Annotated in this window: 18 protein-coding genes; 10 read left to right on the top strand and 8 right to left on the bottom strand. The window is 59.9% G+C overall.

What is annotated here, in order from left to right; translation table 11 throughout:
* Positions 1-75 precede the first annotated feature (75 nt).
* Positions 76-2,259, bottom strand: coding sequence for a catalase/peroxidase HPI (gene katG / locus GRI44_RS09220; RefSeq protein WP_160601528.1), 2,184 nt, complete (start codon positions 2,257-2,259; stop codon positions 76-78).
* A 184-nt stretch (positions 2,260-2,443) separates the two neighbouring features.
* On the opposite strand from katG, the gene GRI44_RS09215 reads away from it, so the two are divergent.
* Positions 2,444-3,454 carry an NAD(P)H-dependent flavin oxidoreductase gene (locus GRI44_RS09215; protein ID WP_160601527.1) on the top strand — a complete coding sequence of 337 codons (1,011 nt, stop codon included), beginning with the start codon at positions 2,444-2,446 and terminating at the stop codon, positions 3,452-3,454.
* A gap of 85 nt (positions 3,455-3,539) precedes the next feature.
* Here the strand turns inward: GRI44_RS09215 and GRI44_RS09210 are convergent, their stop codons facing one another.
* Together GRI44_RS09210 and GRI44_RS09205 are read right to left on the bottom strand one after the other, a co-directional pair.
* The gene (locus GRI44_RS09210; protein ID WP_160601526.1) at positions 3,540-4,964 is read right to left on the bottom strand and encodes an aldehyde dehydrogenase family protein; all 1,425 of its coding nucleotides are present in this window, start codon (positions 4,962-4,964) and stop codon (positions 3,540-3,542) included.
* Between the two features lie 137 nt (positions 4,965-5,101).
* A complete protein-coding gene (locus GRI44_RS09205; protein ID WP_160601525.1) occupies positions 5,102-7,219 on the bottom strand; it encodes a PQQ-dependent dehydrogenase, methanol/ethanol family in 2,118 nt (705 codons plus the stop codon).
* A gap of 205 nt (positions 7,220-7,424) precedes the next feature.
* Here GRI44_RS09205 and GRI44_RS09200 point away from each other — a divergent pair, with 205 nt between their 5' ends.
* The 4 genes from GRI44_RS09200 to GRI44_RS09185 all read left to right on the top strand — a co-directional run bounded on the left by GRI44_RS09200 (position 7,425) and on the right by GRI44_RS09185 (position 10,450).
* Positions 7,425-8,324, top strand: coding sequence for a dienelactone hydrolase family protein (locus GRI44_RS09200; RefSeq protein ID WP_160601524.1), 900 nt, complete (start codon positions 7,425-7,427; stop codon positions 8,322-8,324).
* Positions 8,325-8,585: 261 nt separating this feature from the next.
* Positions 8,586-8,807, top strand: a complete 222-nt coding sequence (locus GRI44_RS09195; protein ID WP_160601523.1) for a hypothetical protein — start codon at positions 8,586-8,588, stop codon at positions 8,805-8,807.
* 135 nt (positions 8,808-8,942) lie between these two features.
* The gene (locus tag GRI44_RS09190) at positions 8,943-9,965 is read left to right on the top strand and encodes an SPFH domain-containing protein (protein ID WP_160602302.1); all 1,023 of its coding nucleotides are present in this window, start codon (positions 8,943-8,945) and stop codon (positions 9,963-9,965) included.
* A gap of 2 nt (positions 9,966-9,967) precedes the next feature.
* Positions 9,968-10,450, top strand: a complete 483-nt coding sequence (locus tag GRI44_RS09185; RefSeq protein ID WP_160601522.1) for an NfeD family protein — start codon at positions 9,968-9,970, stop codon at positions 10,448-10,450.
* 56 nt (positions 10,451-10,506) lie between these two features.
* On the opposite strand, the gene GRI44_RS09180 is transcribed toward GRI44_RS09185, so the two are convergent.
* Positions 10,507-11,469 (bottom strand): SDR family NAD(P)-dependent oxidoreductase, encoded by a 963-nt coding sequence (locus GRI44_RS09180; RefSeq protein ID WP_160601521.1) that lies wholly within the window; start codon positions 11,467-11,469, stop codon positions 10,507-10,509.
* A gap of 192 nt (positions 11,470-11,661) precedes the next feature.
* Positions 11,662-12,927 carry an acetyl-CoA C-acetyltransferase gene (locus tag GRI44_RS09175; RefSeq protein WP_160601520.1) on the bottom strand — a complete coding sequence of 422 codons (1,266 nt, stop codon included), beginning with the start codon at positions 12,925-12,927 and terminating at the stop codon, positions 11,662-11,664.
* A gap of 119 nt (positions 12,928-13,046) precedes the next feature.
* Here GRI44_RS09175 and GRI44_RS09170 point away from each other — a divergent pair, with 119 nt between their 5' ends.
* The 3 genes from GRI44_RS09170 to GRI44_RS09160 are packed head-to-tail and all read left to right on the top strand — an operon-like array spanning position 13,047 to position 16,139.
* Positions 13,047-13,808, top strand: coding sequence for a crotonase/enoyl-CoA hydratase family protein (locus tag GRI44_RS09170; RefSeq protein ID WP_160601519.1), 762 nt, complete (start codon positions 13,047-13,049; stop codon positions 13,806-13,808).
* 14 nt (positions 13,809-13,822) lie between these two features.
* Positions 13,823-14,971: a CaiB/BaiF CoA transferase family protein gene (locus tag GRI44_RS09165; protein ID WP_160601518.1), complete on the top strand. Its 1,149-nt coding sequence runs from the start codon at positions 13,823-13,825 to the stop codon at positions 14,969-14,971.
* A 25-nt stretch (positions 14,972-14,996) separates the two neighbouring features.
* On the top strand, positions 14,997-16,139 hold the full coding sequence (locus GRI44_RS09160; protein WP_160601517.1) for an acyl-CoA dehydrogenase family protein: 1,143 nt from the start codon (positions 14,997-14,999) through the stop codon (positions 16,137-16,139).
* A 31-nt stretch (positions 16,140-16,170) separates the two neighbouring features.
* Here GRI44_RS09160 and GRI44_RS09155 read toward each other — a convergent pair whose 3' ends face one another.
* From GRI44_RS09155 to GRI44_RS09145, 3 genes are all read right to left on the bottom strand, one after another.
* Positions 16,171-18,480 carry a CaiB/BaiF CoA-transferase family protein gene (locus GRI44_RS09155; RefSeq protein WP_160601516.1) on the bottom strand — a complete coding sequence of 770 codons (2,310 nt, stop codon included), beginning with the start codon at positions 18,478-18,480 and terminating at the stop codon, positions 16,171-16,173.
* Positions 18,477-19,997 carry an acetyl-CoA acetyltransferase gene (locus GRI44_RS09150; protein WP_160601515.1) on the bottom strand — a complete coding sequence of 507 codons (1,521 nt, stop codon included), beginning with the start codon at positions 19,995-19,997 and terminating at the stop codon, positions 18,477-18,479. The genes GRI44_RS09155 and GRI44_RS09150 overlap by 4 nt, the downstream gene beginning before the upstream one ends.
* A gap of 109 nt (positions 19,998-20,106) precedes the next feature.
* On the bottom strand, positions 20,107-20,535 hold the full coding sequence (locus GRI44_RS09145; protein WP_160601514.1) for a potassium channel family protein: 429 nt from the start codon (positions 20,533-20,535) through the stop codon (positions 20,107-20,109).
* A gap of 237 nt (positions 20,536-20,772) precedes the next feature.
* Between GRI44_RS09145 and GRI44_RS09140 the strand changes: the two genes are divergently transcribed.
* Positions 20,773-22,272, top strand: coding sequence for an NAD(P)/FAD-dependent oxidoreductase (locus GRI44_RS09140; protein WP_160601513.1), 1,500 nt, complete (start codon positions 20,773-20,775; stop codon positions 22,270-22,272).
* Positions 22,269-24,485, top strand: a complete 2,217-nt coding sequence (locus GRI44_RS09135; RefSeq protein ID WP_160601512.1) for an FAD-dependent oxidoreductase — start codon at positions 22,269-22,271, stop codon at positions 24,483-24,485. The genes GRI44_RS09140 and GRI44_RS09135 overlap by 4 nt, the downstream gene beginning before the upstream one ends.
* Positions 24,486-24,509: the final 24 nt, after the last annotated feature.

Genomic DNA, 24,509 nt, shown 5'->3' with positions numbered 1-24,509 from the left:
GTGCGCGGCGACTGATCGCGCATGAAAAAACCTCCCCATGCCGATGGGCACGGGGAGGTTTTTGACGCCCGGCCCTTAGTCGAAGCGGCCGGCGTTCATCACCTTGTTCCACGCGGCGATGAAGTCGTTCACGAATTTGGCTTCATTGCCGCGTTCCGCATAGACTTCCGAGACTGCGCGAAGCTGGGAATTTGACCCGAAGACGAGATCGGTGCGGGTGGCCGTCCACCTCTGTTCGCCGCTTGCCCGGTCGCTTCCGACAAATTCTTCGTCACCGCTGGTGTCGACCGTTTTCCACGCGGTCTTCATGTCGAGCAGATTGACGAAGAAATCATTGGTCAACTGGCCCGGGCGGTCTGTCAGCACACCATGTTTGCTGTTGCCGGCATTGGCGCCCAGCACCCGCAGGCCGGCCACCAGAACTGCCATTTCCGGGATGGAAAGCCCAAGCAGATTGGCGCGGTCGACGAGCATATCCTCGGTTTTCACGCTCATTTTCGTCTTGAGATAATTGCGGAAGCCATCCGCCTGCGGTTCCAGCGGATCGAAGCTGTCGGCATCGGTCTGTTCCGCGCTGGCATCCCCGCGTCCGCCGGCAAACGGCACGGTCACGTCGAACCCGGCATCATGTGCCGCTTTTTCGACTGCGGCCGTGCCCGCCAGCACGATGGCATCGGCCATCGACAGATTGCCACGCAGCGCATCGATCCTGCCCAGTACCCGGGTCAATTCTTCCGGGTCGTTGACCGCCCAGCCATTTTGCGGGGCAAGGCGCACACGCGCACCATTGGCACCGCCGCGATGGTCCGACTGGCGGTAGGTGGATGCCGATGCCCAGGCCGCCTTGACCAATTCAGCCGTGCTCAGGCCGCTCGACAGAATGGCCGATTTGAAGCCCGACACATCATTATCCGATGGCGCGCTTCCAGCCGGCACCGGATCCTGCCAGATCAGATCTTCCGCTGGCACTTCGGGGCCGAGATAACGCGCCTTTGGCCCCATGTCGCGGTGGCACAGTTTGAACCATGCGCGGGCAAAGGCATTGTCCAGCGCTGCTTGATCATCGCGGAACCGTTCGGAAATCTTGCGATATTCCGGGGCCATTTTCAGCGCCATGTCGGCCGTGGTCATCATGGTCGGCACTTTCCTGGACGGGTCCCGTGCATCTGGCGCCATGTCTTCCGGATCAGGATTGATCGGCTGCCATTGCTGGGCACCTGCCGGGCTGTGGACCAGTTCAAAATCATATTTGAACAGCAGACGGAAATAATCGCCGCCCCATGCCGTGGGGTTGGGTGTCCATGCGCCTTCGATGCCCGATGTGGTGATGTGCCCCTGGTTGATTTCGTCCTGATCATTGAGCCAGCCGAAGCCCATCAATTCCATCGCTTCGGATTCCGGCGCACCGCGGAACGTGTCCGATGGCTTTGCACCATGCGCCTTGCCAAAGGCATGACCGCCCGCGGTGAGAGCGACGGTTTCCTCGTCATTCATGGCCATGCGTTCAAACGTCATCCGCATATCGCGGGCGGACAATAGCGGGTCGGGATTGCCGCCCGGCCCTTCCGGATTGACGTAAATGAGGCCCATCTGGATGGCCGCCAGCGGGCTTTCCAGATCCAGCTGTTTGTCCGGGTCAATGCGCGTTCCTGCGCCCTGGTCGACCCACATCTCTTCCGTGCCCCAGTAAATATCGGTCTCTGGCGCAAACACGTCCTTGCGCCCGCCGCCATAGCCGAACACCGGGCCGCCCATGCTTTCGATGGCGACATTGCCGGTGAGGATGAACAGATCCGCCCAGCTGATATGCTTGCCGTATTTCTGCTTGATCGGCCATAGCAGGCGGCGCGCCTTGTCCAGATTGCCATTATCAGGCCAGCTATTGAGCGGCGCGAACCGCTGCTGCCCGCTCGACGCACCGCCGCGGCCATCGGATGTGCGATAGGTGCCGGCGGCGTGCCATGCCATGCGGATGAAGAATGGGCCATAATTGCCATAATCGGCAGGCCACCAAGGCTGGCTGTCCGTCATCAAGGCTGTCAGGTCTGCCTTCAACGCGTTGTAATCGAGGGCGTTGAACGCCTCTGCATAATCGAAATCCTGTCCCATCGGGTCGGGCGATTTGCCGTTCTGTGTCAGTATGTCGAGTTGCAGGGCATCAGGCCACCAATCGGCATTTCCCCGCCCTGTCAGTTTGCGCTGCTTGCCGCTCGCGCTGCTGAATGGGCAACCGGAAATCTGTGGGTCTGCTTCGGCCATGAGTTCTCTCCTGTTATGATTTATGCACTTTCCTACCAGACATGCGGATATTACTCGAACCGATTAATAGCATCACTCTAATCGATTTGCCCGATGAGGCACGCAGTCTGCTCCCATCACCATAGCTTGCTCGCAAAGTTTGACCGTCCTAAGGCGAAAACCACATTTTTCTCCCGGAGTACCGATGACTGCTTTCCCCAAGACTTCCGCCCTGATGAAACGTGGCACCGAATTTCTCGGCAGTGAATATGCCATATTATGCGGGGCCATGAGCTGGGTTTCGGAACGCGGGCTGGTATCTGCCATCAGCAATGCGGGCGGCTTCGGGGTGATTGCCTGCGGGGCCATGACACCCGAATTGCTGGATACGGAGATCGCCGCGACCAAGGCGCTGACGGCAAAACCGTTCGGCGTGAACCTTATCACCATGCATCCGCAATTGTTCAATCTGATCGAGGTGTGCAAAAAACACGGCGTCACCCATGTGGTGCTGGCAGGCGGCATCCCGCCCAAGGGCAGTGTGGAAGCGATCAAGGAATTTGGCGCCAAGGTCATCGTATTCGCGCCCACGCTGGCACTGGCGAAAAAGCTGCTGCGTTCAGGCGGGGATGCGCTGGTGGTGGAAGGGATGGAGGCAGGCGGGCATATCGGCCCCGTGTCCACATCCGTGCTGGCGCAGGAATTTCTGCCGGAACTGTCGGAAGACCACCTTGTATTCGTAGCTGGCGGCATTGGCCGGGGCGAAGCGATTGCAGGTTATCTGGAAATGGGCGCGGTTGGCGTTCAGCTTGGCACCCGCTTTGCTTGCGCGACAGAAAGCATTGCCCACCCCAACTTCAAGAAAGCCTTCTTCCGCGCCAATGCGCGCGATGCGGTGGCTTCTGTCCAGGTGGACCCGCGCCTGCCGGTCATCCCCGTGCGCGCCCTGAAGAACAAGGGGACAGAGGAATTCACTGCCAAGCAGCGCGAAGTTGCCGCCATGCTCGACAGTGAAGGGCTGGAAATGATGGAAGCCCAACTGCAGATCGAACATTACTGGGCCGGCGCTTTGCGCCGCGCGGTGATTGATGGGGACGTGGAAAATGGCAGCCTGATGGCGGGCCAGTCAGTCGGCATGGTCAAGGAAGAAGAGCCCGTGGCCGACATTATCGCGCAGTTGATGAGCCAGTGCGAAGCGGCGCTGGACCGGCGCTGACACGACTGGAAACACCTTTCATCTGACCCAAAAAAAGGGGGCTTGCCTGGCCCCCTCTCCTTGCGCTTCTGATGGCGCCGATGGTTTAGGCCATGGCGTCCTTTTTCACGGTAATTACCTGCGCGTAGGTGAATTCCTTCAGCCCTTCCACGCCATATTCTGCGCCGAAACCGGACTGCTTGTGCCCGCCAAACGGCGCGAAGGGTGACAGGTGGAGATATTCATTGATCCACACCGTGCCGGTTTCCAACTGTTCGGCAATGGCCACGCCGCGGTCCGTGTCACCGGTCCACACTGCGCCGGCCAGGCCATATTCGGAATTATTCGCCCGCGCGATCACTTCCTCGTCGGTCGAAAATTTCATCAGCGGCATGACCGGGCCAAACTGTTCTTCCGCCACGATGCGTGCATCTTCAGGCGGGTTATCAAGAATGGTGATCGGCACGTAATAGCCCGAGCCTGACGGGTCGACATCGCCGCCGACCAGGAATTTGTAGCCATTGTCCTTGGCATCCTCGATCAGTTCGCACACGCGGTCGAACTGCTTCTTGTTCTGGATCGGGCCCACGCCGGTGCCTTGCTGCGACCCATCGCCGACGGTTACGGTCCGGGCATAGGTTGCGATGGCCTGGCTCAATTCGTCATAAATATCCTCGTGGATATAGATGCGCTTGGCCGCGACACAGATCTGGCCCGCGTTGGAGAAGCTGGACCAGAACAATTGTTCGGCCACCTTTTCGACATTGGCATCGGGCAGCACAATGGAGGCATCATTGCCGCCCAGTTCCAGCGTGATACGCTTCAGATCCTTGGATGCGCCTTCCATGATCTTCTTGCCGGTCGCGGTTGATCCGGTGAAGGTGATCTTGTTGATATCGGGATGCGATGTGATGAGCGGGCCCAGCGTATCTTCGCCGGTGATGATGTTGACCACGCCCGGGGGCGCTGCGTCCTTCATCAGTTCCGCCAGCCGCAGGGTGGTGAGCGGAGTGAAGGGCGATGGTTTCAGCACGATGGTGCAGCCCGACAGCATGGCGGGCGCGATTTTCTGCATCGCCATCATCACAGGGAAGTTCCACGGCACAATGCCGCCCACCACACCCACCGGCACGCGGCGCGTGCGGCTAAGGCGTGCATCGCTGTCTTCATTGATGACATCGTCCAGCGCCAGCGTGGCCTGGCTGGCGGCCATATAGGCAGCGCCCATGATTTCACCCTTGGCCTGTTCATGCGGCTTGCCCTGTTCGGAGGTCAGCAGGCGGTAGAGTTCCTCGTGATTGTCCTGAATGATCTTGGCGATGCCCTGGATGGTCTGGCGGCGTTCCTCGATCGGGGTTTTGGACCAGGTCTTGAATGCGGCGCGCGCGGCGGCAACTGCCCTGTCCAGTTCATCCTTGCCGCAAGCTGGCACCTTGCCGATCACTTCTTCGGTGGCGGGGTTGACCACATCCAGCCACTCGCCGGTTTCGATCATCTCGCCATTGATGAGATTATGATAAAGTTCAGCCATGGAATTCTCCGTTTCTGGTTGGGTCGCCGCGCTGGAAAGGCGCGAATCGAATTCATCGTTCTGTAAAAAATCTACTCCTTGCGGCGCGTAGATGCAGCGCAAAAGCGGTGGGTTGCCGTGTGTTTCCGGCTGGCGGCCTATGTGCCTTCCAGCGCCTTGTCCTCGTTTGCACGTTTGATCAGATATTGGCGGATGGCCTCTGCATCGGCAGCTTTCACGGCCGATTTGAAGGACACCATGCCATTATGTTTCAGCGCACCGTCCAGCACCACGGCCTTGATGGTATCGGCGCTGGCGATGGCACCTGAATGGCGCAGGTCAGGGTTGAGCGCGCCAGAAATTGCAGCATCACCGTGGCACCCGCTGCAGTAACGCGCAAACAGCGCCTTGCCCTGATCAACCTGCTTCTGCGTGCCGGTGAATGGCGGCGGATCCAGAACCATCTTGTTCATCGGCGGGGCTGGCGGCAGTTTACCATTGGCACCCAGTTTGAACACCAGCAGCCGGCTGATATTGCGCATCGGGCCGGATTTACCGGACAGCAGGCCGGGGTAAATATCCCACAAACCGCCCCAGCCAGCAAGAATGGCAACATATTGTTCGCCATCAATGGCATAGGTCATGGGCGCGGCAATGATCCCCGTCTGTGCGGGGAAGGACCATAATTGCTTGCCGGCATCGGCCGAGTAGGCGCGGAATTCACCGCCCGCCGTGCCCTGGAATACCAGATTGCCCGCAGTGGACATGGTGCCGCCATTGGACGGGCCGGGATATTCCACCCGCCATTTCTCGGTTTGCGTCACCGGATCCCATGCCAGCAGATGGCCCGTTGTGGCCGCCATGGCATCAGCGCGTGCCTTCTTGTCGGCAGGCAAGGAAACCGATGCCCCGTCGATACCCATTTGCCCGCCAATGTCGGACCCTTCGAAATTCTCGTCCGCCAGATAGGGCTGGGCGGTATTGTTGGCCGGAATATACATCAGGCCGGTATTCGGGCTGAAGCTCATCGGGTGCCATGTATGCGCGCCATAGAGGCCAGGTGTCCCGAGGAACATTTCGCCGGTCTGTTCATAGCGTGCTTCGGGCCGGATGTTCGGGCGCCCGGTCACAGGGTCCAGCCCATCTGCCCAGTTTACAGGGGCAAAAGGTTCGCCGGACAGGAACTTGCCAGTCTTGGCATCCAGCACATAATAAAAGCCGTTCTTGGGCGCGTGCATGACCACGCGGCGCTGGGCGCCGTCCACGTCAAGATTGGCAATGGTAATCTGCGAATTGGAATCGAAATCCCAGCGGTCTTCCGGCGTTTCCTGGAAATGCCATGCATATTCGCCCGTATCGGCATTCACCGCCACGATGGAAGATGTGTAGAGCGCATCACCAAGGCCGCGATCATTGGTCTTGGGGTTCCATGGTTCGGCATTGCCGGTGCCAAAATAGACAAGGTTGGTGCCGGGGTCATAGGTGATGGAATCCCACACGGTGCCGCCGCCGCCAAATTCCCACCATTTGCCTTCCCATGTCTTGGCAGCGCGGGCCATGGCATCATTTTCAAACCCGTCACGCGGATTGCCCGGCACGGTGTGGAACCGCCAGACCATCTCGCCGGTCTGGGCATCATAGGCAGAAATATAGCCGCGCGCCCGGTATTCAGAACCGGCACTGCCAATCAGCACCTTGCCCTTGGCAATCCGCGGCGCGCCGGTGATGGCGTAGCTTTCCTGATCGGGTACGGTCATTTTCGACCAGGCTTCCTTGCCCGTTTTCATGTCGAGCGCCACCAGCCGGCCGTCCAGCGTGGCCACATAAACCTTGTCGCCATACAGGGCGACGCCGCGGTTTACGGCATCGCAGCACACCCGGACCAGCGTTTCACGCGGGACCTGCGGATCGTAAGACCATTTAAGCGCGCCTGTCTTGGCGTCATAGGCTTTCACCATGCTCCACGCGGTGGAGACATACAGCGTGCCATCATGCATCAGCGGGGTCGCTTCCTGGCCCCTGGCGGTATCCAGATCGGCAAACCAGGCAAGCCCCAGCTCGCCCACATTCTGGTCGGAAATCTGCGTCAGCGGGCTGAACCGCTGTTCATCATAACCGCCACCGTAAGACAGCCATTCATCGCCCACACCGGCCGCCAGCATGGCATCGGTAACGCCGGTGGTGGCAAGGGCAGACTGCGTCGGCGCATCGCCAGCGCTGTTGCATGCCGCCAGCGCCAGCGCGGTCAATGTCGCAATCCAATTGCGGTTAGCCATCCGATTCTCTCCCAATCATCCCCGGCGCGCCGATGTTCTTGGTGCATTGGCGTCACTTAGATTGCAGTCTGCTACGCATTTTCGCACTTGTCCATCACTCCTATGAAAAGTGCTGGCTGGACTGCGGGGCCGGTGCTGCTAGGTTGTTGGAAATTCACCATCAACCGGTGATCTGAATTGCTCCCCATCCTGTCAGGAGAAACCCATGTGTGATGAGAAGAACCTTGCTGAATTCCAGAACGCCAACGCCAACTGGCGCCGCGATGCGTTGCTGTCAGGTGGAATAAACCGCCGGCAGTTCGGCGCCATGGGCGCAATGGGGGCGGCTGCAACACTGGCTGCCTGTGCCGGCATGGAAGCCGGTACTGGCGGGCTGAAGGAAGACAATGTCACATTCAAGACCATGGATGGCACGATGGACGCATTCTTCGTCCGCCCATCCAGCGGCAAACATCCTGCGGTGATTTGCTGGCCCGACATTGCCGGCCTGCGTGATGCATTCAAAATGATGGCCCGGCGCACTGCCGCAGAAGGTTACGCAGTGCTGGTGGTGAACCCATATTACCGCGATCTGCCGGCCCCGCAATTTGCGGATTTTGCGGCGTTCCGTTCTGCCGAAGGATTTACAAAAGTGGGTCCGTGGCGCGGCAAGCTGGACGCCCCTGCCATCATGCGTGACACACAGGCCATCATCCCGTGGCTGGATATGCAGGCCAGCGTCGATAAATTGCGCGGCGTGGCAGCAGAAGGCTATTGCATGGGCGGGCCGTTCACCGTGTGGAGCGCGGCAGGAATGCCGGAACGGATGCGCGCCGCAGCATCGTTCCACGGGGGCGGCCTTGTTTCAGACAGCGGGATGAGCCCGCATAAATTGCTTGGCCAGACACAATCGAGCTTCCTGTTTGCTATTGCGCAGAATGACGATGCCAAGGAACCGGATGCCAAAAACGTGCTGCGCGATACCGCCCGGTCAGCAGAGCGCACCGCCGTCACGAAAGTCTATGCAGGCGACCATGGCTGGACCGTGATCGACAGTCCGGCATACGCCAAGCAAGCAGCAGAAGAAGCCTATGCTGACAAGATGAAGCTCTATTCGAGACTTTAATAGAACTCGCGGGGGTCAATGCCAGTTGCTTGCTGTAGCATGATTGTCACTATTGGCCGGCAAAGCACCCGAAATGGCCATATCTTCTGAGGAAAACCGCAGATTTGTGGGGTTTCTCTGCCGTGTGCCAAGTCGAGGGAACTTGAAATTGTCACAGTTTGGCAGTAGTCAGTTACTTCAGCGTTGGTTGAAGCTCGGGTCGCCGCTGTAGCTGCGCTGGCTACACAAAGTGTATGAAGGTTTAAAACCAGGGAGTTTTTAATGAAATTTGCAAACATCGCGGCTGCTGCAGCCGCACTTACTCTTGTTGCAGCACCGGTTGCTGCCCAGGCTGCGCCTGCACGCGTTGCAGCGCCTGTCACTGAAGAAGCCAGCAATCTCGAAGGCGAAAATTCGATCGTGCTGTATCTTCTGGCAGCGGCTGCAGTTGTCGTCGCAATCATTCTGATTGCTGATGATAATGACGATCCAGTAAGCGCATAATTGTTAATGTGCTGAATTTGAAAGGGGCCGTGCGCAAGCGCGGCCCTTTTTGTTTGTGGGGGCAAGACGCCGGATTTCCTTCCCCCCGCCTGCCCGGCACGCTATTGTGCAACCGGCAACTAGGGGTTTGGAATGATGGGTTACATTGTATTACTGGGCGCGCTGGCCTTACTGATCATGCTGCTGTTCAGCCTTGTGCGGGTGGTCAAGCAGGGCTATGTCTACACCGTTGAAAGGTTGGGCAGATATACTCTGGCAGCGCAGCCGGGCCTGCATATCCTGCTGCCATTTGTCGACCGGGTTGGTCACAAGGTCAATATGATGGAACAGGTGCTGGACATTCCGGGCCAGGAAATCATCACGGCGGATAATGCCATGGTCGGCGTGGACGCGGTGGTGTTCTTCCAGGTGCTGGATGCGGGCAAGGCAGCCTATGAAGTGTCCAACCTCTATGGCGCGATCATGGCGCTGACAACGACCAATCTGCGTACTGTCATGGGCTCGATGGATCTGGATGAAACCCTGTCCAAACGCGATGAAATCAACGCCCGCCTGCTGGTGGTGGTGGATGAAGCGACCTCGCCCTGGGGCATCAAGATTACCCGCGTGGAAATCAAGGATATCCGCCCGCCGCTGGATATTTCCGAAGCAATGGCCCGCCAGATGAAGGCGGAACGCCTGAAACGTGCCGAAATTCTTGAGGCAGAAGGCGACCGCGCCAGCCGCATCCTGCGCGCAGAAGGTGAAAAGCAATCCGCCATCCTGTCCGCCGAAGGCAAGCGCGAAGCAGCCTTCCGCGATGCAGAAGCGCGCGAACGTGCCGCAGAAGCCGAAGCCCGCGCCACGCAGATGGTGTCCGATGCCATTGCCGAAAGCGGCAATGCGGCGATCAACTATTTCATCGCGCAGGAATATACCAAAGCCATTGGCAAATTCGCCGACAGCCCCAATGCCAAGACCATCCTGTTCCCGATCGAAGCGACCCAGCTGGTCGGATCGTTGGGCGGAATTGGCGAATTGCTGGGCGGTGCGCTGAAGCCGGGAACGGGTTCCACGGCCGCATCCGCGCAGCTGCCCCCCGTTGATCCGCGGGAAAAAGTGCGCGTTCCCCGGCCTGCTGTTTCCCGGCCTTCTGTTCCGCGCAGCAAGGATAGCTGATCATGGGCGATCTGGGTTCTGTGGACGCTCCGTGGATTTGGGTGACCATCGGTCTGGTGCTGGGTGCGCTGGAACTGGTGGTGCCGGGCGTCTATCTGATCTGGCTGGCGGTTGCTGCACTGATCACCGGCCTGCTGACATTTGTGCTGGATCTGGGGCTGGTGGTGCAGGTGATCAATTTCATCTTCCTGTCCCTGATCGCGGTCTATTCTGCCAAGCGGTTCCTGCAGGACCGGCCGATTGAAAGCATCGATCCGCTGATGAACAACCGCAGCGGCCGGATGATCGGCCAGACAGCGGTGGTGACACAGGCGCTGGATGGCGGCAGTGGCCGTGTGCGTTTCGGCGATGGGGAATGGATCGCGCGCGGGCCTGATCTGGCCGTGGGCGCGCGGGTCCGCATCATCGGCAGCGACGGCACGAAATTGCTGGTGGAACCGGTTGACTTGATTGCGCGCGACGAAACAGGATCACCCGCTTCCTGACTGCAGAGGCCCGTACGGGGCCGTCGACCGGGCCGTAGACAGGGCCGGGCAAACGGTCAGTTCGCCAGAGTGACCTTCTGCGTGAACCGGCCATGCCTGCGATAGCGCTGCATCCACCGTTCCAGAAACAGGTCCAGCGGGCGCGGTTCCACACCCAGCTGGTCAATGCCGGGGAATTTGCCGGACGGGGTGTTGCCCTGTTTCAGCAAAATCCACTGGTCGCGGCCCATCGGGGTCAGCGGCAGCGCTGCAAAAATGGCTGAGGCGGCATCGGGCACTTCGATGAAGTGACGCTTGCGGTTCTGTGCTGCGGCAATCCTTTTGTGCAGGTCCAGCATGCCGATGGCTTCCGGTCCGGCAATTTCATAAGTCTTGCCGGCAGATTGCGCAGGATTGGCCAAAGCGTTGACCACCGCATTGGCGGCATCATCCACAAACAGCATCTGCATTCTGGCGTGCGGCGCAAACACCGGCAGCACGGGCAATGCCGAGATCATCCCGGCAAACATCGGCAGCAGGCCTTCTTCTTCGCCAAACAGCAGCGATGGACGCACAATGGTGGCCTGCGGGAACGCGGCCAGCACATCAATTTCCGATTGTGCCTTGGCCCGGGCATATTCGGCTTCGGATTCAAGATCCGCACCAATGGCGCTGACATGGACCATTGCCTGCGCGCCGGCAGCCGTGGCCGCTGCGGCGACATTTTCCGCGCCGCCTGCGATCAGCTTCATCAAATCGCCATCAAACGCGCCAACCAGATTGATGACCGCATCCGCGCCATGCATGACGGCTGCAACGCTGGCAGGCTTGGTCACGTCGCAGCGGGCGAATTGCAACTGGCCCAGATTGGCCAGCGGCTTCAGCTTCAGCGCTTTTTCAGGATGGCGGCTGGCAATCCGCAACCGGGCGCCACATTCCAGCAATGCCTGCGCGATATGCGTACCAAAAAAGCCGCTGCCACCGGTCATCACCACCAGCTTGCCCTGCAATGCGCTTTTGCCTGCACTTGTGCTTGCCATCGTAATCCAGTCTGTTTTCATCAATGCGAAAGGTCGCTGTCGCCATGCAGCAATGCCCGCAGGCTCGCAACCGTTCCTGATGAATTTTGCATGGTCTGAAGCATGGCTTGATAGCAGTGCGGCCATTTCCCGCATCCGGAAAATGGCCGCAGCAGCGTGGCAAATGCCAGCCCTTGCGGGCCAGCTTTCAGATCAGGCGAAATCTTCCACCCGCTCGATAATGATGGCAGGGGCCATGCCGCCTGCCGCGCACATGGTGACCAGACCGTAGCGGCCGCCTGTGCGTTCCAGCTCGTCGAGAATGGTGCCGATCAGAATGGAGCCGGTTGCGCCAATGGGGTGGCCCAGCGCGATGGAGCCGCCGTTGACATTGACCTTGTCCCAATCCAGCCCCAGGTCAGTGACGAATTTATGGGCAACAACGGCAAATGCCTCGTTGATTTCCCACAAGTCGATATCATCCTTGGTCAGGCCAGCCTTTTCCAGAACCTTCTTTGCTGCCGGCACCGGGGCATTCAGCATCAATGTCGGATCATCACCCATATTGGCGGTGGCAACAATGCGCGCACGCGGCTTCAGATCGTGCTTTCTGGCGTAATTTTCCGATGCCACCAGCACTGCCGCTGCCCCATCCACCACGCCGGAACTGTTGCCCGCATGGTGGAAGTTCTGAATTTCCAGATCAGGATATTTCTGGTTGATCAGCTTGCGGAAGGTGGTGCCATCCTGGTCCAGCGGCACATCGGCAATCTTGGTGAAAGCAGGCTTCAGTTCTGCCAGCCCTTCGCGGGTGGTTTCGGGGCGGGGATATTCGTCATGGTCCAGAATGACATTGCCTTCATCATCCAGCACGGGGATCAGGCTTTTGGCAAACTTGCCCGCCTTGATCGCGGCATCGGCGCGCTGCTGGCTGCGGAAACCCACTTCATCCAGATCTTCGCGGCTGTATCCTTCCATGGAAGCGATGGCATCGCCGCACATGCCCTGATGCGATTGCGGGTGAACGGTTTGCAGCCGCTTGTTGCCGGAACCCATCATTTGCGGCGCCTTGCCTTCGGCCATGTCGTCCTGCGCCATTTGCGAAGTCAGGCTCATCATTTCGGTGCCGCCCGCCACGATGCAATCTTCCATCCCGCTCATCACCTGCGCTGCTGCCAGGTTGACGGTGGTAATGCCGCCGCCGCAGAACCGGTCCAGCGTAAGGCCCGATGATGCAATGTCATAGCCGGCATCCAGCGCGGCCATGCGGCCCATGTCGCCGCCTTGTTTGCCGCGCTGGGTGGAAGTGGACCAGATCACATCATCCACGGTCGAAGTGTCGAGGTGGTTACGCTCTGCAATGGCTTTCAAAACCGTCGCCGCCAGATGCTGCGGATGCGACGCAGCAAGCGATCCCTTGCCCACTTTGCCGATGCCCCGTGGGGTGCGGACCGCGTCGATAATATAGGCTTCGGCCATGATTCTGGTTTCCTTAGTGAATGGACAAGGTCGTCGTCCTAGTTATATATGTTGGGAAAATGCCTGCGGCAAGAGCCGCAAGGAATGGCGGGATTTCCCCTGATACGGAGTGGATTTGCATGAGCGACGAACTGCTGACGCGCGAGGAAGACGGCATCCTCATCATCACCATCAACCGGCCTGAAGCGAAGAACGCCATGAACAAGGCGGCTGCGGAAGGCATCGCGGCGGCGCTGGACCGGCTCGATTCCGATGAAAATCTGCGGGTCGGCATTCTGACAGGGGCTGGCGGCACATTCTGTTCCGGCATGGACCTCAAGGGTTTCCTGCGCGGTGAAAGCCCGTCGGTTCCCGGCCGCGGTTTTGGCGGTCTGACCGAAAAGAAACCGGTGAAACCGCTCATTGCCGCGGTCGAAGGCTATGCGCTAGCAGGCGGTCTGGAACTGATGATTGCGTGCGATCTGGTGGTGGCAAACAGCAAGTCCAAATTCGGCATTCCGGAAGCGAAACGCGGGCTTGCCGCAGCGGCAGGCGGCCTGATGGTCCTGCCCGATATCATCCCCCACAAGGTGGCGATGGAACTGGCGCTGACAGGCGAATTCATTGATGCCGCGCGCGCTTATGACCTGGGCATGATCAACCGCGTCACAGACGGCCCGGCGCTGGATGCCGCGATTGAACTGGCCCGGTCTATCACCTCCAATGGCCCCATTGCCGTGCGGGTTTCCAAGCAGATCATGGACGAATCGCGCGGCTGGCCGCTCGACAAGCGATATGAGGAACAGGCCAAGCTGCTGCCGCAGGTCTTCATGTCACCCGACGCGCGCGAGGGGGCAGCCGCCTTTGCCGAAAAGCGCGCCCCCAACTGGACTGGCAAGTAGGGCGGGGCGCGAGCATGGCAGGTGCATTGGCAGGGCTGCGGATCGTCGAATTTGCAGGGATTGGCCCGGGGCCGTTTTGCGGCATGATGCTGGCGGACCACGGTGCACAAGTCATCCGCATTGACCGGCCCGCAGGCAAGCGCGGCGGCGTGGGTTCAATGGGCGGCAAGGACGTGCTGGCACGGTCACGCCAGTCCATCGCGCTCGATCTCAAATCAGCCGAAGGGGTGGCCGTTGCGCGCAAGCTGTGCGCCAGTGCCGATGGCATCATCGAAGGCTATCGCCCTGGCGTGATGGAACGGCTCGGGCTGGGGCCGGAAGTGCTCCACGCTGATAATCCCAGGCTGGTCTATGGCCGAATGACAGGCTGGGGGCAGGATGGTCCCTATGCCAAGGCGGCCGGGCATGACATCAACTATATCTCCCTGTCCGGCGCGCTGTACCATTATGGCCGCAAGGGGGAGAAACCGACCCCGCCGATCAATATGGTGGGTGATTTTGGCGGCGGCGGCATGGTGCTGGCATTCGGCATGGTCAGCGCGCTGCTGAATGTGGCGCGCGGCGGCACTGGCCAGATTGTGGATGCAGCCATGACCGATGGATCGGCCCTGCTGATGGGCATGATCTGGGGGATGCGCAATGCCGGCACATGGTCCAATACGCGCGGCGGCAATCTGCTCGATACAGGCGCGCATTTCTATGACACTTATGAATGTGTTGATGGCGAATATATCTCCATCGGGTCGATCGAACCGCAGTTTTACGCCGAATTGCGGCGGATTGCGGGGCTGTCGGACGATGCTGAATTTGACGCGCAAATGAACCCTGCGGCGTGGCCCGCGCTGAAAGACCGGCTGACGCAGCTGTTCAGGACGAAAACGCGCGAGGAATGGTGCGCGGCCATGGAACATACCGATGTGTGCTTCGCGCCCGTCCTGTCCATGGCCGAGGCGCCCGCCCATCCGCATAATGCCGCCCGCGGGACATTTGTGAAGGTGGCAGGCGATACGCAGCCCGCCCCGGCACCGCGTTTCAGCGGCACGGCGGCGCCGGCACCGGTGGCTGAAAAAGCAGCAGGCACCGACACGGATGCCGTGCTTGCGTCCATCGGATTGGACACCCAAGAAATTGCCCGCCTGCGTGATGCAGGTGCCGTTGCCTGAACAGGTTCAAGACAGGAATTTCCCCATGCTCGATATGTCCAAACGCTTTGCCTATAATGAAGACCACGACATGTTCCGCGATACCGTGCGCAAGGTGTTTGCCGAACATATGACGCCCTATCTGGAACAGCACGAAGCCGAAGGCATCGTCGGGCGGGAGGCGTGGAAAGCATTGGGCGAAGCAGGGATGCTGTGCCCTACGGTGGCGGAAGAAAACGGCGGGCTGGGCCTCGATTTCGGCTATAATGCCGTCATTGCCGAAGAACTGTCCTACCTCGGATCATCAGCTGGTTTCACCCTGCAGAACGACATTACGGCCAATTATTTCGAACGGCTGGGCACACCAGAGCAGAAGGCGAAATATCTGCCGGGCATGATTTCCGGCGATATCATCACCGCCATCGCCATGACCGAACCGGGCGCAGGGTCCGATTTGCAAGGCGTGCGGACCACGGCGAAGCGGGACGGGGATGATTACATCATCAACGGGTCCAAAACCTACATCACCAATGGCCAGAATTGCGACGTGGTGATCGTGGTCGCCAAGACCAATCCGGCAGAGGGCGCCAAGGGCACATCGCTCATTCTGGTGGATGCGGGCACCCCCGGTTTCGAGCGCGGACGCAATCTGGACAAGATCGGCCAGCATTCGGCCGATACGTCCGAACTGTTCTTCACCGATGTCCGCGTACCCAAGGAAAATCTGCTTGGCCAGGAAGGGCGCGGTTTTATTCACTTGATGGAAGAATTGCCGCAGGAACGCATTTCCATCGCCATCGGCTGCCAGGCAGGGGCGCAGCGCGCTTTTGATGAAGCGGTATCGTTTACCAAGGAACGCAAGGCCTTTGGCCAGACCGTGTTCGAATTTCAGAACACCAAATTCACCCTTGCCGGTATTGCGGCGGAATTGCAGGTTGGCTGGGCGCATATCGACTGGGCGCTGAAGCGGCATATCGCTGGCGAACTGACCACCGCAGAAGCATCATCGGCCAAGCTGTGGCACACCGAATTGCAGGGCCGCGTGTGCGATGCGGCGCTGCAACTGCATGGCGGCGCGGGCTATATGAACGAATATATGATTGCCCGCCTGTGGCGCGATGCCCGCGTGACCCGCATTTTCGGCGGCACCAGCGAAATCATGAAGGAAGTCATCAGCCGCTCCATCTGAGCAGCCGGAAAGTGCGCGGGATGGCTCAATCTCACCCTCCCGCGTGCTGTTCCACCACCTCTTGTGCCAGCAAGTCTGCCAATTCATCATCGCTGATGCCAAGGCGTTCGCGCAGCAATTCCTCCGTATGTTCGCCCAGAAGCGGGGCCGGGCCATCTGCCGGGTCGGGCATCATCGCAAAGCGTGCGGGCGCGTTTTCCATGATAACGGCTTCGGCGATATGGGGATGTCGCGTGCTGCGGAAAAAACCGCGCGCCTTGAAATAGGCAAAATCGGGAAGCTCGGATATTCGCAGCATTGCCCCTGCGGCAACGCCCGCCTCCTGCAACTTCTGCATCGCTTCGCTGGCGGGCCTGTGCGCCAGCCACTGGTTCAGGGGAACATCACCTGTCACACGGGAAATTGCCTGCCGGTCGGCATCACCGCGGATGGTGACAACGCACCAATCATCGTCACCTGCGCAGGGATAGACCTGCGAATGTTCGTCCGCATTGGTAATCGTCGCGCCCGCCAGTCCCAGCGCCCTGGCAGCAATCTGCTTGCCCAGATGGCATAACATAACCTCGGCCTGGCTCACACTGACCCGTCCGCCGCGCCCGGTGCGCCGCCGCCGGATCAATAAGGCCAGCACCCCAATTGCGACAATCCGGCCAGCGACATGGTCGGGATAAATGGTGATTGCGTCTGAAAAGCTCGTCTCTTCATGGGGATAGCGCCACTGCATGGTCAGCCCGGCAGACGCGCGCACCAGCGGCCCATAGCCCATCCGGCGCGCCCAGGGGCCGGTCGGGCCATAGGCGGAACTGTCAGTCACGATAATGCGCGGATTGATATGTTTGAGCGCGGCATGGTCAAGCCCGAGCGATTCCAGCGTGCCACCTTTGAAATTGGACAGGATGACATCGGATTGCCGCACCAGATCCAGCAGCAGCGCCTTGCCGCGCGGGTCCCTGATGTTGATCGCGATACTTTTCTTGTTACGATTGCCCGAGGCATAGGAGGCAGAGACAGGTTCAGGCCCGGCTGTCTGGCGCAGGCCATCGGGATAGGTGGAGGATTCCACCTTGATCACATCCGCGCCCTGATCCGCCAGCATCCGTCCGGCTTCCGATCCCACCACGATGACACCAAAATCCAGCACCTTGATGCCGTTCAGGGGCCGCTGCGGTGCCGCATTGCCGCGCGGCATCGGCGGGCTTTCATGCCAGACTGTGCTACGGTCTGGCAGCGAGGGGGCGGGGCTGCGAATACCCATCCGGCACCCGTCAATTTCCATCACCCCATCGGGGAAGGGGGCGGCAAGGCCCGGTGCAATTTCCACCGGTTTGAACGGGCTGCGCGCTGTCATTTGCGGGCTTTGCAGCGCTTCGTCCAGATCAAGCAGGGCCGCTGCCGGAACGCCATGCTGCTGTGCGCCTGCTTCTACCTCCAGCCGTGTCATGCCGGCCAGAAAGCGGGCCATGGCAGGAACCAGATCAGGCGATCCATAGCGCGTGGTGATTGCATTGAAAGAAGGGTCGGCAAATTCGGCAGGCTCCCCCATCCAGCGCAGCAGGCCCTGCCATTGGCGCGGGGCCATCACACAAAAGCGGACAAAACCATCCTTGCACGGCAGGATCGGATACAGATGCGCCGCATTCGGGCGCCCGCGCGGCAAAGCGCTGGGCCGCACCCCTGCCGCGGCGCTGCCGCCCACGCCATATCCCGGGTCCAGCGCTTGCACCGCGCCGTCCAGAATGGAAAAATCCACATGGTCGCCGCGCCCGGTCTGCAATGCCTGCCAGCAGGCAACCATGGTCACATAGACAGCCTGAACAATCGCGCATTCCACTGCCAGATCGCCGGGCGGCAACAGCGGCGCACGGCCCGGCAGGCCAGACCGTGACAATTCACCCGACAAGGCGTGAAAGACCGGGCCCGACCCCTTCCAATGGGCAAAACCCGGCGTATCGCCAAAATCGGATACGGACAGGATGACCAGCCGGGGATACGCCTTGCGCAACGCCTCGGCATCTCGCGCGCCGTGCGGCATGACCAGAATGTCAGCATCCGCGACCAGCGTATCGAAACAGGTGTCCGGCGCGGACCGCTTGCCCAGATTGGCGGCGTGAAAGGGGATGCTGGCGGCGTCTGAGAAAGGGCTTGCCGCCATCATTCCTTCACGCCGGTCGGCTGCGCCCTTTGCAGGTTCCAGCCGGATCACGTCAGCGCCCAATTCCGCAAAATACCGCGCAATGGCAGCCATCGCCCCTTGCGTGAGTTCAAGCAGCCGGATGCCTGCCAGCGGCCGCCCTGTCACTGCGCCGCCTTCACCATCCACAGCGGGCGCATTTGCGCTCATGCAGTGAAGGACCAGTTCCGGATGCTGTTTTCGGCATCGGTATTTTGGGCGCTGATCTGGCCCGCCATGCCGACAGGTTCGTGCATTCCGGATGTCAGTATCGCAATTGCCTGCGTGTCACTTGCAGGAACATTGGCAAGGGTGCGCTGCCCGCCAGGGGTGCGCGCCACAATCACGCCATGCCCCGGCGTACCGTCGCGCGCGTAGATGACGGTGTAGCTTTCAATGGTGGCAGGCCCGCAATAATGCTTTTCCAGTTCCGGCACCGGGCCGCGCGCTGCATCGGCCTCGGCCTGAAAGTCAAAGTCCTGCGGAAAACTGACCCCGTCCATCTGCTGTGCTGAAAGCACGATTGTGTGATTATGCGTGGCATAGCCGCCATTGGCGAATAGCAGCCCCTTGCCGCCGGTTTCCCGCAGGCAATCGACCATGCTGGCCACCGCATGGCTCATATAATTGCCGATTGGCCCGCCGCCGAATGTCAGCCCGCCGAACACGCTGGCGGGCCTGTCCAATGGCCAGTTTATGATGCGCCGTGCCATTTTCGGCACGCAGGGAAAACAGCTGTAAAGTTCCACATGGTCAAAATCACTCACCGACAGCCGGTTCAGTTCCAGCGTTTTCAGCAGGGAAACCTCCATGCTGGGCGACTGGTCATACCGGTCACGCGCCAGAAAATCGTCGCTTTCATGCGCAGCTGCGCCATAGCCGATATGGATCAGCCGTTCTTGCGGCACGCCGCGCCGGCGCGTTTCGGCCAGGCTGGCAATGATGAATGCAGCGCCCTGATTGACCGAGGAATTGGCGACCATCAACTTGGTATAGGGGTGCGCAATCGGGCGGTTGTCAGCCGTGGGTTCAATAATTTCAGCCGCGCTGCGCGGTTGGTGAATCCAGGCATGGGGATTGGCATTGGCCACCTCTGAAAATTGCGACCAGATGGCCCCGCTTTCGGCCTGCGCTTCTGCCAATGTCTGGCCATAGGCTGCGCGTCCGGCGTTTTCATAAAGCGGGTAGAAATCCACCGGCGCGGACAGGCCATAGGTCTGGCGGTAGCCGGGCGTCTTGCGGCTGGACACAGCGCGCACGGCATTGGTTTCGGCATGCTTGTCTGCCGCAGCAGCCCGCGCCAGTTGCATCGCCGTTCGCAAGGCTTCGCCGCCGGTGACGGCGGCAATGCTGATTTCGCCCGACCCGATGCGATTCGCAGCTTCATTCAGCAGCAGGATCGGGCTGTCGCCATTGGGGCCCTTGCTCTGATAGGCAATGACGGGTGTCATCCCGCAGGCATCGGCCACATAATCTGTCAGCGGGTTTAGGCTGCGGAACGAAATCTGGTCCACCAGTGCGAGCGATTGGCAATCGCCCAGCCAGTTGCCGCCTGCATCAGCATCAGCCCGCTCAAGCGCCGCCACCATCAACTCGCCGGAATGCAGGCCGCCTTGCGGTGTGTCCGGACGGTCGTTGATTTGTCCGACACCGACAATGACCGGCACATTTTCAGGATCAGGGCTCATGCAATTTTCCAACTAGGGCAGATTTTCGGCAGGTTTGTCAGCCGGCTTCGTCATGGGCCAGCTTTATCATGGGGAGGGGCATCAGGGTGCAGGCAAATATCGCCTGCGTCTAGTGCCGGTGAAGGTGCCAGAATTTTTCCATGGTCAGATAGGTGAAGGATGCCGTCCAGCCGACCATGACCAGCCCGTTCAGCGCCTCGACCCCGGAGATTATCCGCAGCTGCCCCTGCGGCACCAGATCGCCAATGCCCAACGTGGTGTAGGATGAAATGGAAAAATAGAACGCATTTTCCAGATTGAAATTTTCCGCGCCGGAAATGAATTCGTTCCCATCAAGATGGTGCAGCCACAGATAGACCAACGCATAAAGCAACACCTGCAACGCATGGGACATCTGCGCCACCGCCAGCACCACGATAATGCGCGCCCTGACCGGTATTTTCCAATGGACAAAACTGCGCGACGTCATCCGCAATGCTTCATAATGGATGAGGATGGTCGCCGCGACCAGAACGATGGAGATGAATACCGCGATCATGGCCGGGTGGCACCTGTGGGCCTGATGCGGCCGCCATTGGGCAGGCACGGACACCGCAGCAGGAATCTGCGCTGATCGCTGTTTCGAGACAATGTTGCCGCCATCGGTCCGCCTCCCCGGATCACCATACTATGGCCCAGTTTCCTTTGCGCAAGAAGTAACACTTGCAATCCCGCCCCGCGGCGAACAGTCTGCGGGCGGGTCCAGCGCGCATTTTGATGTATGTTGGGGGAATGAATGGCACGATTGAGCCGGTTTGACGCAATAGTCGTCGGCGGTGGCCCTGCTGGCTCTGCCATGGGGTGGTCGCTGGCGCGGCGGGGCATTTCGGTTGCCGTCATTGAACGGGCCAGTTTTCCGCGTGAAAAAGTCTGCGGCGATTTTGTCGAACCTGCCGGTCTGCGCATTCTGCAAGCCATGGGCTGCACCGGTGATCTGGCGTTCGGCAGCAGGCTGCCGATTACCCATAACCGGGTCTATTTCGGCCCGCATATGCCCTATCGCGGCGATATTCCCTATTATGATGGCGCCCACGGAATGCCTGGCCACGGGTTCATCATCCCCCGTCATGAGCTGGATACTGTGCTGCTAGCCAATGCGGAAAAAACCGGCGCTACCGTGTTCCGGTCAACCGCGGCGTCTTCGGTCGAACGCAGGGGCGGGCTGATGCACGTCACGATCAAGGAACATGGCGGCACCAGCGAATTGACCGCGCCCATCGTGGTGGGTGCAGACGGCGTCCAGTCCATGGTTGCCCATAGTGCAGGCCTGCGCCGTACCGACCGGCGCCATATCGGCGTATCGCAGCGGGTCTATATCGAAGGGGTGGAAGTGGACGAGGGCGAAGCCACCATTTGGTTCGATGAAGACCATTACCCCGGTTATGGCTGGATGTTTCCGATGCATGGGGGCCGCGCCAACATGGGTGTGGGCCTGCTCAGTGAAACATGCGACCGGTTCGGCCTGTCCGTGCAGGAAAGTTTCCGCGATGCGGTGGAGCGCCTGCGTATCCGCCATCCCGGCTGTGCCAATGCGCGCATTGCCAGCAAGCCTTTGGGCGGGGCGGTGCATATGTATGGCGGCATCACCCGCAACCATTTTGCGGGCGGCATTCTGGTGGGCGATGCCGGCGGCTTTGTCGATCCGATGACAGGCGAAGGCATCACGCAGGGCATGGAATCAGCCATCATTGGCGCGCGCACGGTGGCCGCCGCACTGGCAAGCGGCCAATTCGAACAGGCGGACATGGCCCGATATGATCGCGATTTTCGCGCCCATTTTGACCCGGTGATGCAATATCTGGTCTTTTGCGCGACCATTTTGCGTAACCGGCATTTTTCCGAATTCGGCTTCAGTTCGACGCGGCAGGGGTTTGAAAAGGCGCAGCATGACCGTGCATTCGGGGAAATTTCCGGCACCGCCTTTGGCGGGCTGAATGTCCAGCCATTGGCCATGGCCGGTCAAATCTGGTGGAGCATTGCGCGCCATCTGGCGCAAAATGGCGCCGCCATGATTGCCAGCGCGGTTACCGGAAGGCCAGTCAGCGCCAATCCGGTGGCGGGTGATTTTGCCGCCTGGCAGCGCGGCTGGCGGGCCTCCATGGCAGATGATCCGGCATGGCATCTGGCCTGGCTGAAGGATATCGTTCGATCGGCGTCGCGCCTTGGTCCCTCGTTGCGGATGGCTGAAAATCCGCGACTGCGCGGGCCGTTTGCACATGAAGGGGAAGCTGTATGACAGGTGCACGTGTACATTCCGCAAAGCGTGGCACTGCCCAACCTGCTGATGGTGGCAACACGGTCGCCATCATTGGCGGCGGGCTGGCAGGGATGAGCGCAGCCATGCGGCTGTGCAGCGCAGGCTTCGATGTGACCTTGTATGAAGCGCATGACCGGCTGGGCGGCAATGCATCGTCAATCAAACGCGTGGTGCCGGGCGAAAATGCGCCCAAAACCGATCAGCAAAATGCCGACAAAACCGCGATTGAACAGGACGTCTACCCGCATATGTTCTGTGACTGGTATGATAATTTCTGGGATCTTTATGAACATGATCTGGGCCGCAAACGGGACGATTATTTTTCGCCGCGCCAGGGCGTCAGCATGCTCAGGAAAGGCGATGCTCAATATTCCCGGCTGCTGAACAACACATCGATGGAAGCGCTGGTCGAGAATATGCAATCGGGCCTTCTGTCACCGGCAGAAACCTTCCTGCTTGGCTATTCGATGCTGGATCTGGCGGCCCATCCGTTTGACCGCAGCAGTTTTGACCAGCTGAACAAGCTGGACGTCAACGGCTTCATCTATTCGCGCGGCTATTCGACCGAGAATGTGGCAGAGATGGAAAATTACATCCTGACGCTGATCTGGTCGATCCAGAGCGAGGAAACAGCAGCGGCGACCTATCAGAATTTCCTGCGCCACTGTTTCAAATTCCCGGATAATTCGCCCTTTTCGTGGTTGCTGAAAGGCAGTCTGGACAAACAGCTGATTGCGCCGCTGCGCGAAGAGCTGGAAAAGCGCGGATGCAGGATTGAAACCGGCGCCACTGTGTCCACTGTCCGGCTGTGCGATGACAGGCCGAAAATCCGCTGGAAACGCAATCCTGCTGACAAGCGGGCGCATGTGAACAGCTATGATTATCTGGTCATGGCCGTGGGGCCAGCCGCGCTCACAAGTCTGGTGATGGGCGGGGATGAGCACACGTCCGAGGGCAAGCGGCTGATTTCCTGCGAACAATCGCTATCGCAATTGCAGCGTATGTCAGCCGTGCCGATCCCGGTGGTGGATGTGTATTTCAAGCACAAGCTGGATCTGTTTCCCAAGGATCACGTTGGCCTTGGCGGATCGAAATATGGCCTCACTGTTCTGGATATCTCCCAGCTCTGGTCCGACCATGATTTTGACGGCAAAACCGCCATCATCATCGCGGCATCGGATGCAGCGTCCATCCCGTCGGCCAGTTGCAACGGGCAGGGGTGGCTGATGCTGCAGGAGTTGAAGGAATTCTACCCCGGCATCAACATTGGCAAACATTGGCGCGACCCTGATTGCGATATTGACTGGCACCGCACCAATGCGCGCAGCAATGTCGATTATCCGCTGTTTCTCAACAGTGTCGGCAGCTGGGGCTGGCGGCCGGAAGCGGCCTATCCTAACACCATGCCGCGGGTTTTCTTCGCCGGCGACCTGTGCCGGACCGATGTCGACATGGCCACTGTCGAAGGGGCGGTGCAGTCAGGCTTCCAGGCAGCAAAGGCGTTGCAGAAACGCGATGCGGCGCTGACTGGCAAGGGCATTCGGGGGCCAGAAATCCGCGTGATTGCGCACACCACCTACAGCACCGCCAGTTTCCGCGCGGCCAAGCTGATGCTGATGCCGCTGGCCTATGGCGCGCTGGCAATGACCGCATATGACCAGTGGAAAGCGCATCTCGCCGAAGGCGCAACACCCTTGGGCAAGGCGGAATTTTCGCTATCGGAATATCTGCTGCTGGTGCCGATGCAATTTACGATGGACTGGTTGAAAGGTGCCTATTGGCTGGTCCGCGCCCTGTCCGACGGGGGTGAGGATGACCCTCTCAAAACGGGGATATTATACAAAGCATTGCCGCCAGTTGGTGATGGCGACGGAGAGCATCGCGGACAGACTGGTGCTGCGGATGGAGATGCGGCAGGCCTGCATGCTGGTGATGACGGGCATGAAGATCATGTCATCGATCTGGGGGCTGCCACGCTGATGGCGTTGGGGGAATGCGCCAGTTACGCTTCCAAGCATTTGTCGGGCGATATGAAGAAGGCAGATGGCACGCCGGTCAGCCCGGCCGTTGCAGCGGCAGGGTCGGTGCTGGGCGCAGCGGCCAATATTGGTGGCACGATCATTTCGGCCCTGCAGAAGCAGGGCGGGTCCGCCACCGATCCCTATATCAGGCGCTGGCGCGCCAAGCGTTAAAAGCGCCACGCGCCAGGTGCCGGA

Source organism: Allopontixanthobacter confluentis (genome assembly GCF_009827615.1).
Taxonomy (GTDB): domain Bacteria; phylum Pseudomonadota; class Alphaproteobacteria; order Sphingomonadales; family Sphingomonadaceae; genus Allopontixanthobacter; species Allopontixanthobacter confluentis.
Note: the sequence above shows the minus strand (reverse complement) of the source record. Positions and strands in the feature narration are given on the sequence as shown.

Excerpts from the sequence above, each read along its gene's own strand:
- GRI44_RS09155 (WP_160601516.1), bottom strand. The coding sequence starts at position 18,480 with ATGAGCGCAAATGCGCCCGCTGTGGATGGTGAAGGCGGCGCAGTGACA.
- GRI44_RS09185 (WP_160601522.1), top strand. The coding sequence starts at position 9,968 with ATGGGCGATCTGGGTTCTGTGGACGCTCCGTGGATTTGGGTGACCATC.
- GRI44_RS09165 (WP_160601518.1), top strand. The coding sequence starts at position 13,823 with ATGGCAGGTGCATTGGCAGGGCTGCGGATCGTCGAATTTGCAGGGATT.
- GRI44_RS09145 (WP_160601514.1), bottom strand. The coding sequence starts at position 20,535 with ATGATCGCGGTATTCATCTCCATCGTTCTGGTCGCGGCGACCATCCTC.
- GRI44_RS09170 (WP_160601519.1), top strand. The coding sequence starts at position 13,047 with ATGAGCGACGAACTGCTGACGCGCGAGGAAGACGGCATCCTCATCATC.
- GRI44_RS09195 (WP_160601523.1), top strand. The coding sequence starts at position 8,586 with ATGAAATTTGCAAACATCGCGGCTGCTGCAGCCGCACTTACTCTTGTT.
- GRI44_RS09205 (WP_160601525.1), bottom strand. The coding sequence starts at position 7,219 with ATGGCTAACCGCAATTGGATTGCGACATTGACCGCGCTGGCGCTGGCG.
- GRI44_RS09190 (WP_160602302.1), top strand. The coding sequence starts at position 8,943 with ATGGGTTACATTGTATTACTGGGCGCGCTGGCCTTACTGATCATGCTG.
- GRI44_RS09215 (WP_160601527.1), top strand. The coding sequence starts at position 2,444 with ATGACTGCTTTCCCCAAGACTTCCGCCCTGATGAAACGTGGCACCGAA.
- GRI44_RS09175 (WP_160601520.1), bottom strand. The coding sequence starts at position 12,927 with ATGGCCGAAGCCTATATTATCGACGCGGTCCGCACCCCACGGGGCATC.
- GRI44_RS09200 (WP_160601524.1), top strand. The coding sequence starts at position 7,425 with ATGTGTGATGAGAAGAACCTTGCTGAATTCCAGAACGCCAACGCCAAC.
- GRI44_RS09135 (WP_160601512.1), top strand. The coding sequence starts at position 22,269 with ATGACAGGTGCACGTGTACATTCCGCAAAGCGTGGCACTGCCCAACCT.
- GRI44_RS09150 (WP_160601515.1), bottom strand. The coding sequence starts at position 19,997 with ATGAGCCCTGATCCTGAAAATGTGCCGGTCATTGTCGGTGTCGGACAA.
- GRI44_RS09160 (WP_160601517.1), top strand. The coding sequence starts at position 14,997 with ATGCTCGATATGTCCAAACGCTTTGCCTATAATGAAGACCACGACATG.
- GRI44_RS09140 (WP_160601513.1), top strand. The coding sequence starts at position 20,773 with ATGGCACGATTGAGCCGGTTTGACGCAATAGTCGTCGGCGGTGGCCCT.
- GRI44_RS09180 (WP_160601521.1), bottom strand. The coding sequence starts at position 11,469 with ATGGCAAGCACAAGTGCAGGCAAAAGCGCATTGCAGGGCAAGCTGGTG.
- katG (WP_160601528.1), bottom strand. The coding sequence starts at position 2,259 with ATGGCCGAAGCAGACCCACAGATTTCCGGTTGCCCATTCAGCAGCGCG.
- GRI44_RS09210 (WP_160601526.1), bottom strand. The coding sequence starts at position 4,964 with ATGGCTGAACTTTATCATAATCTCATCAATGGCGAGATGATCGAAACC.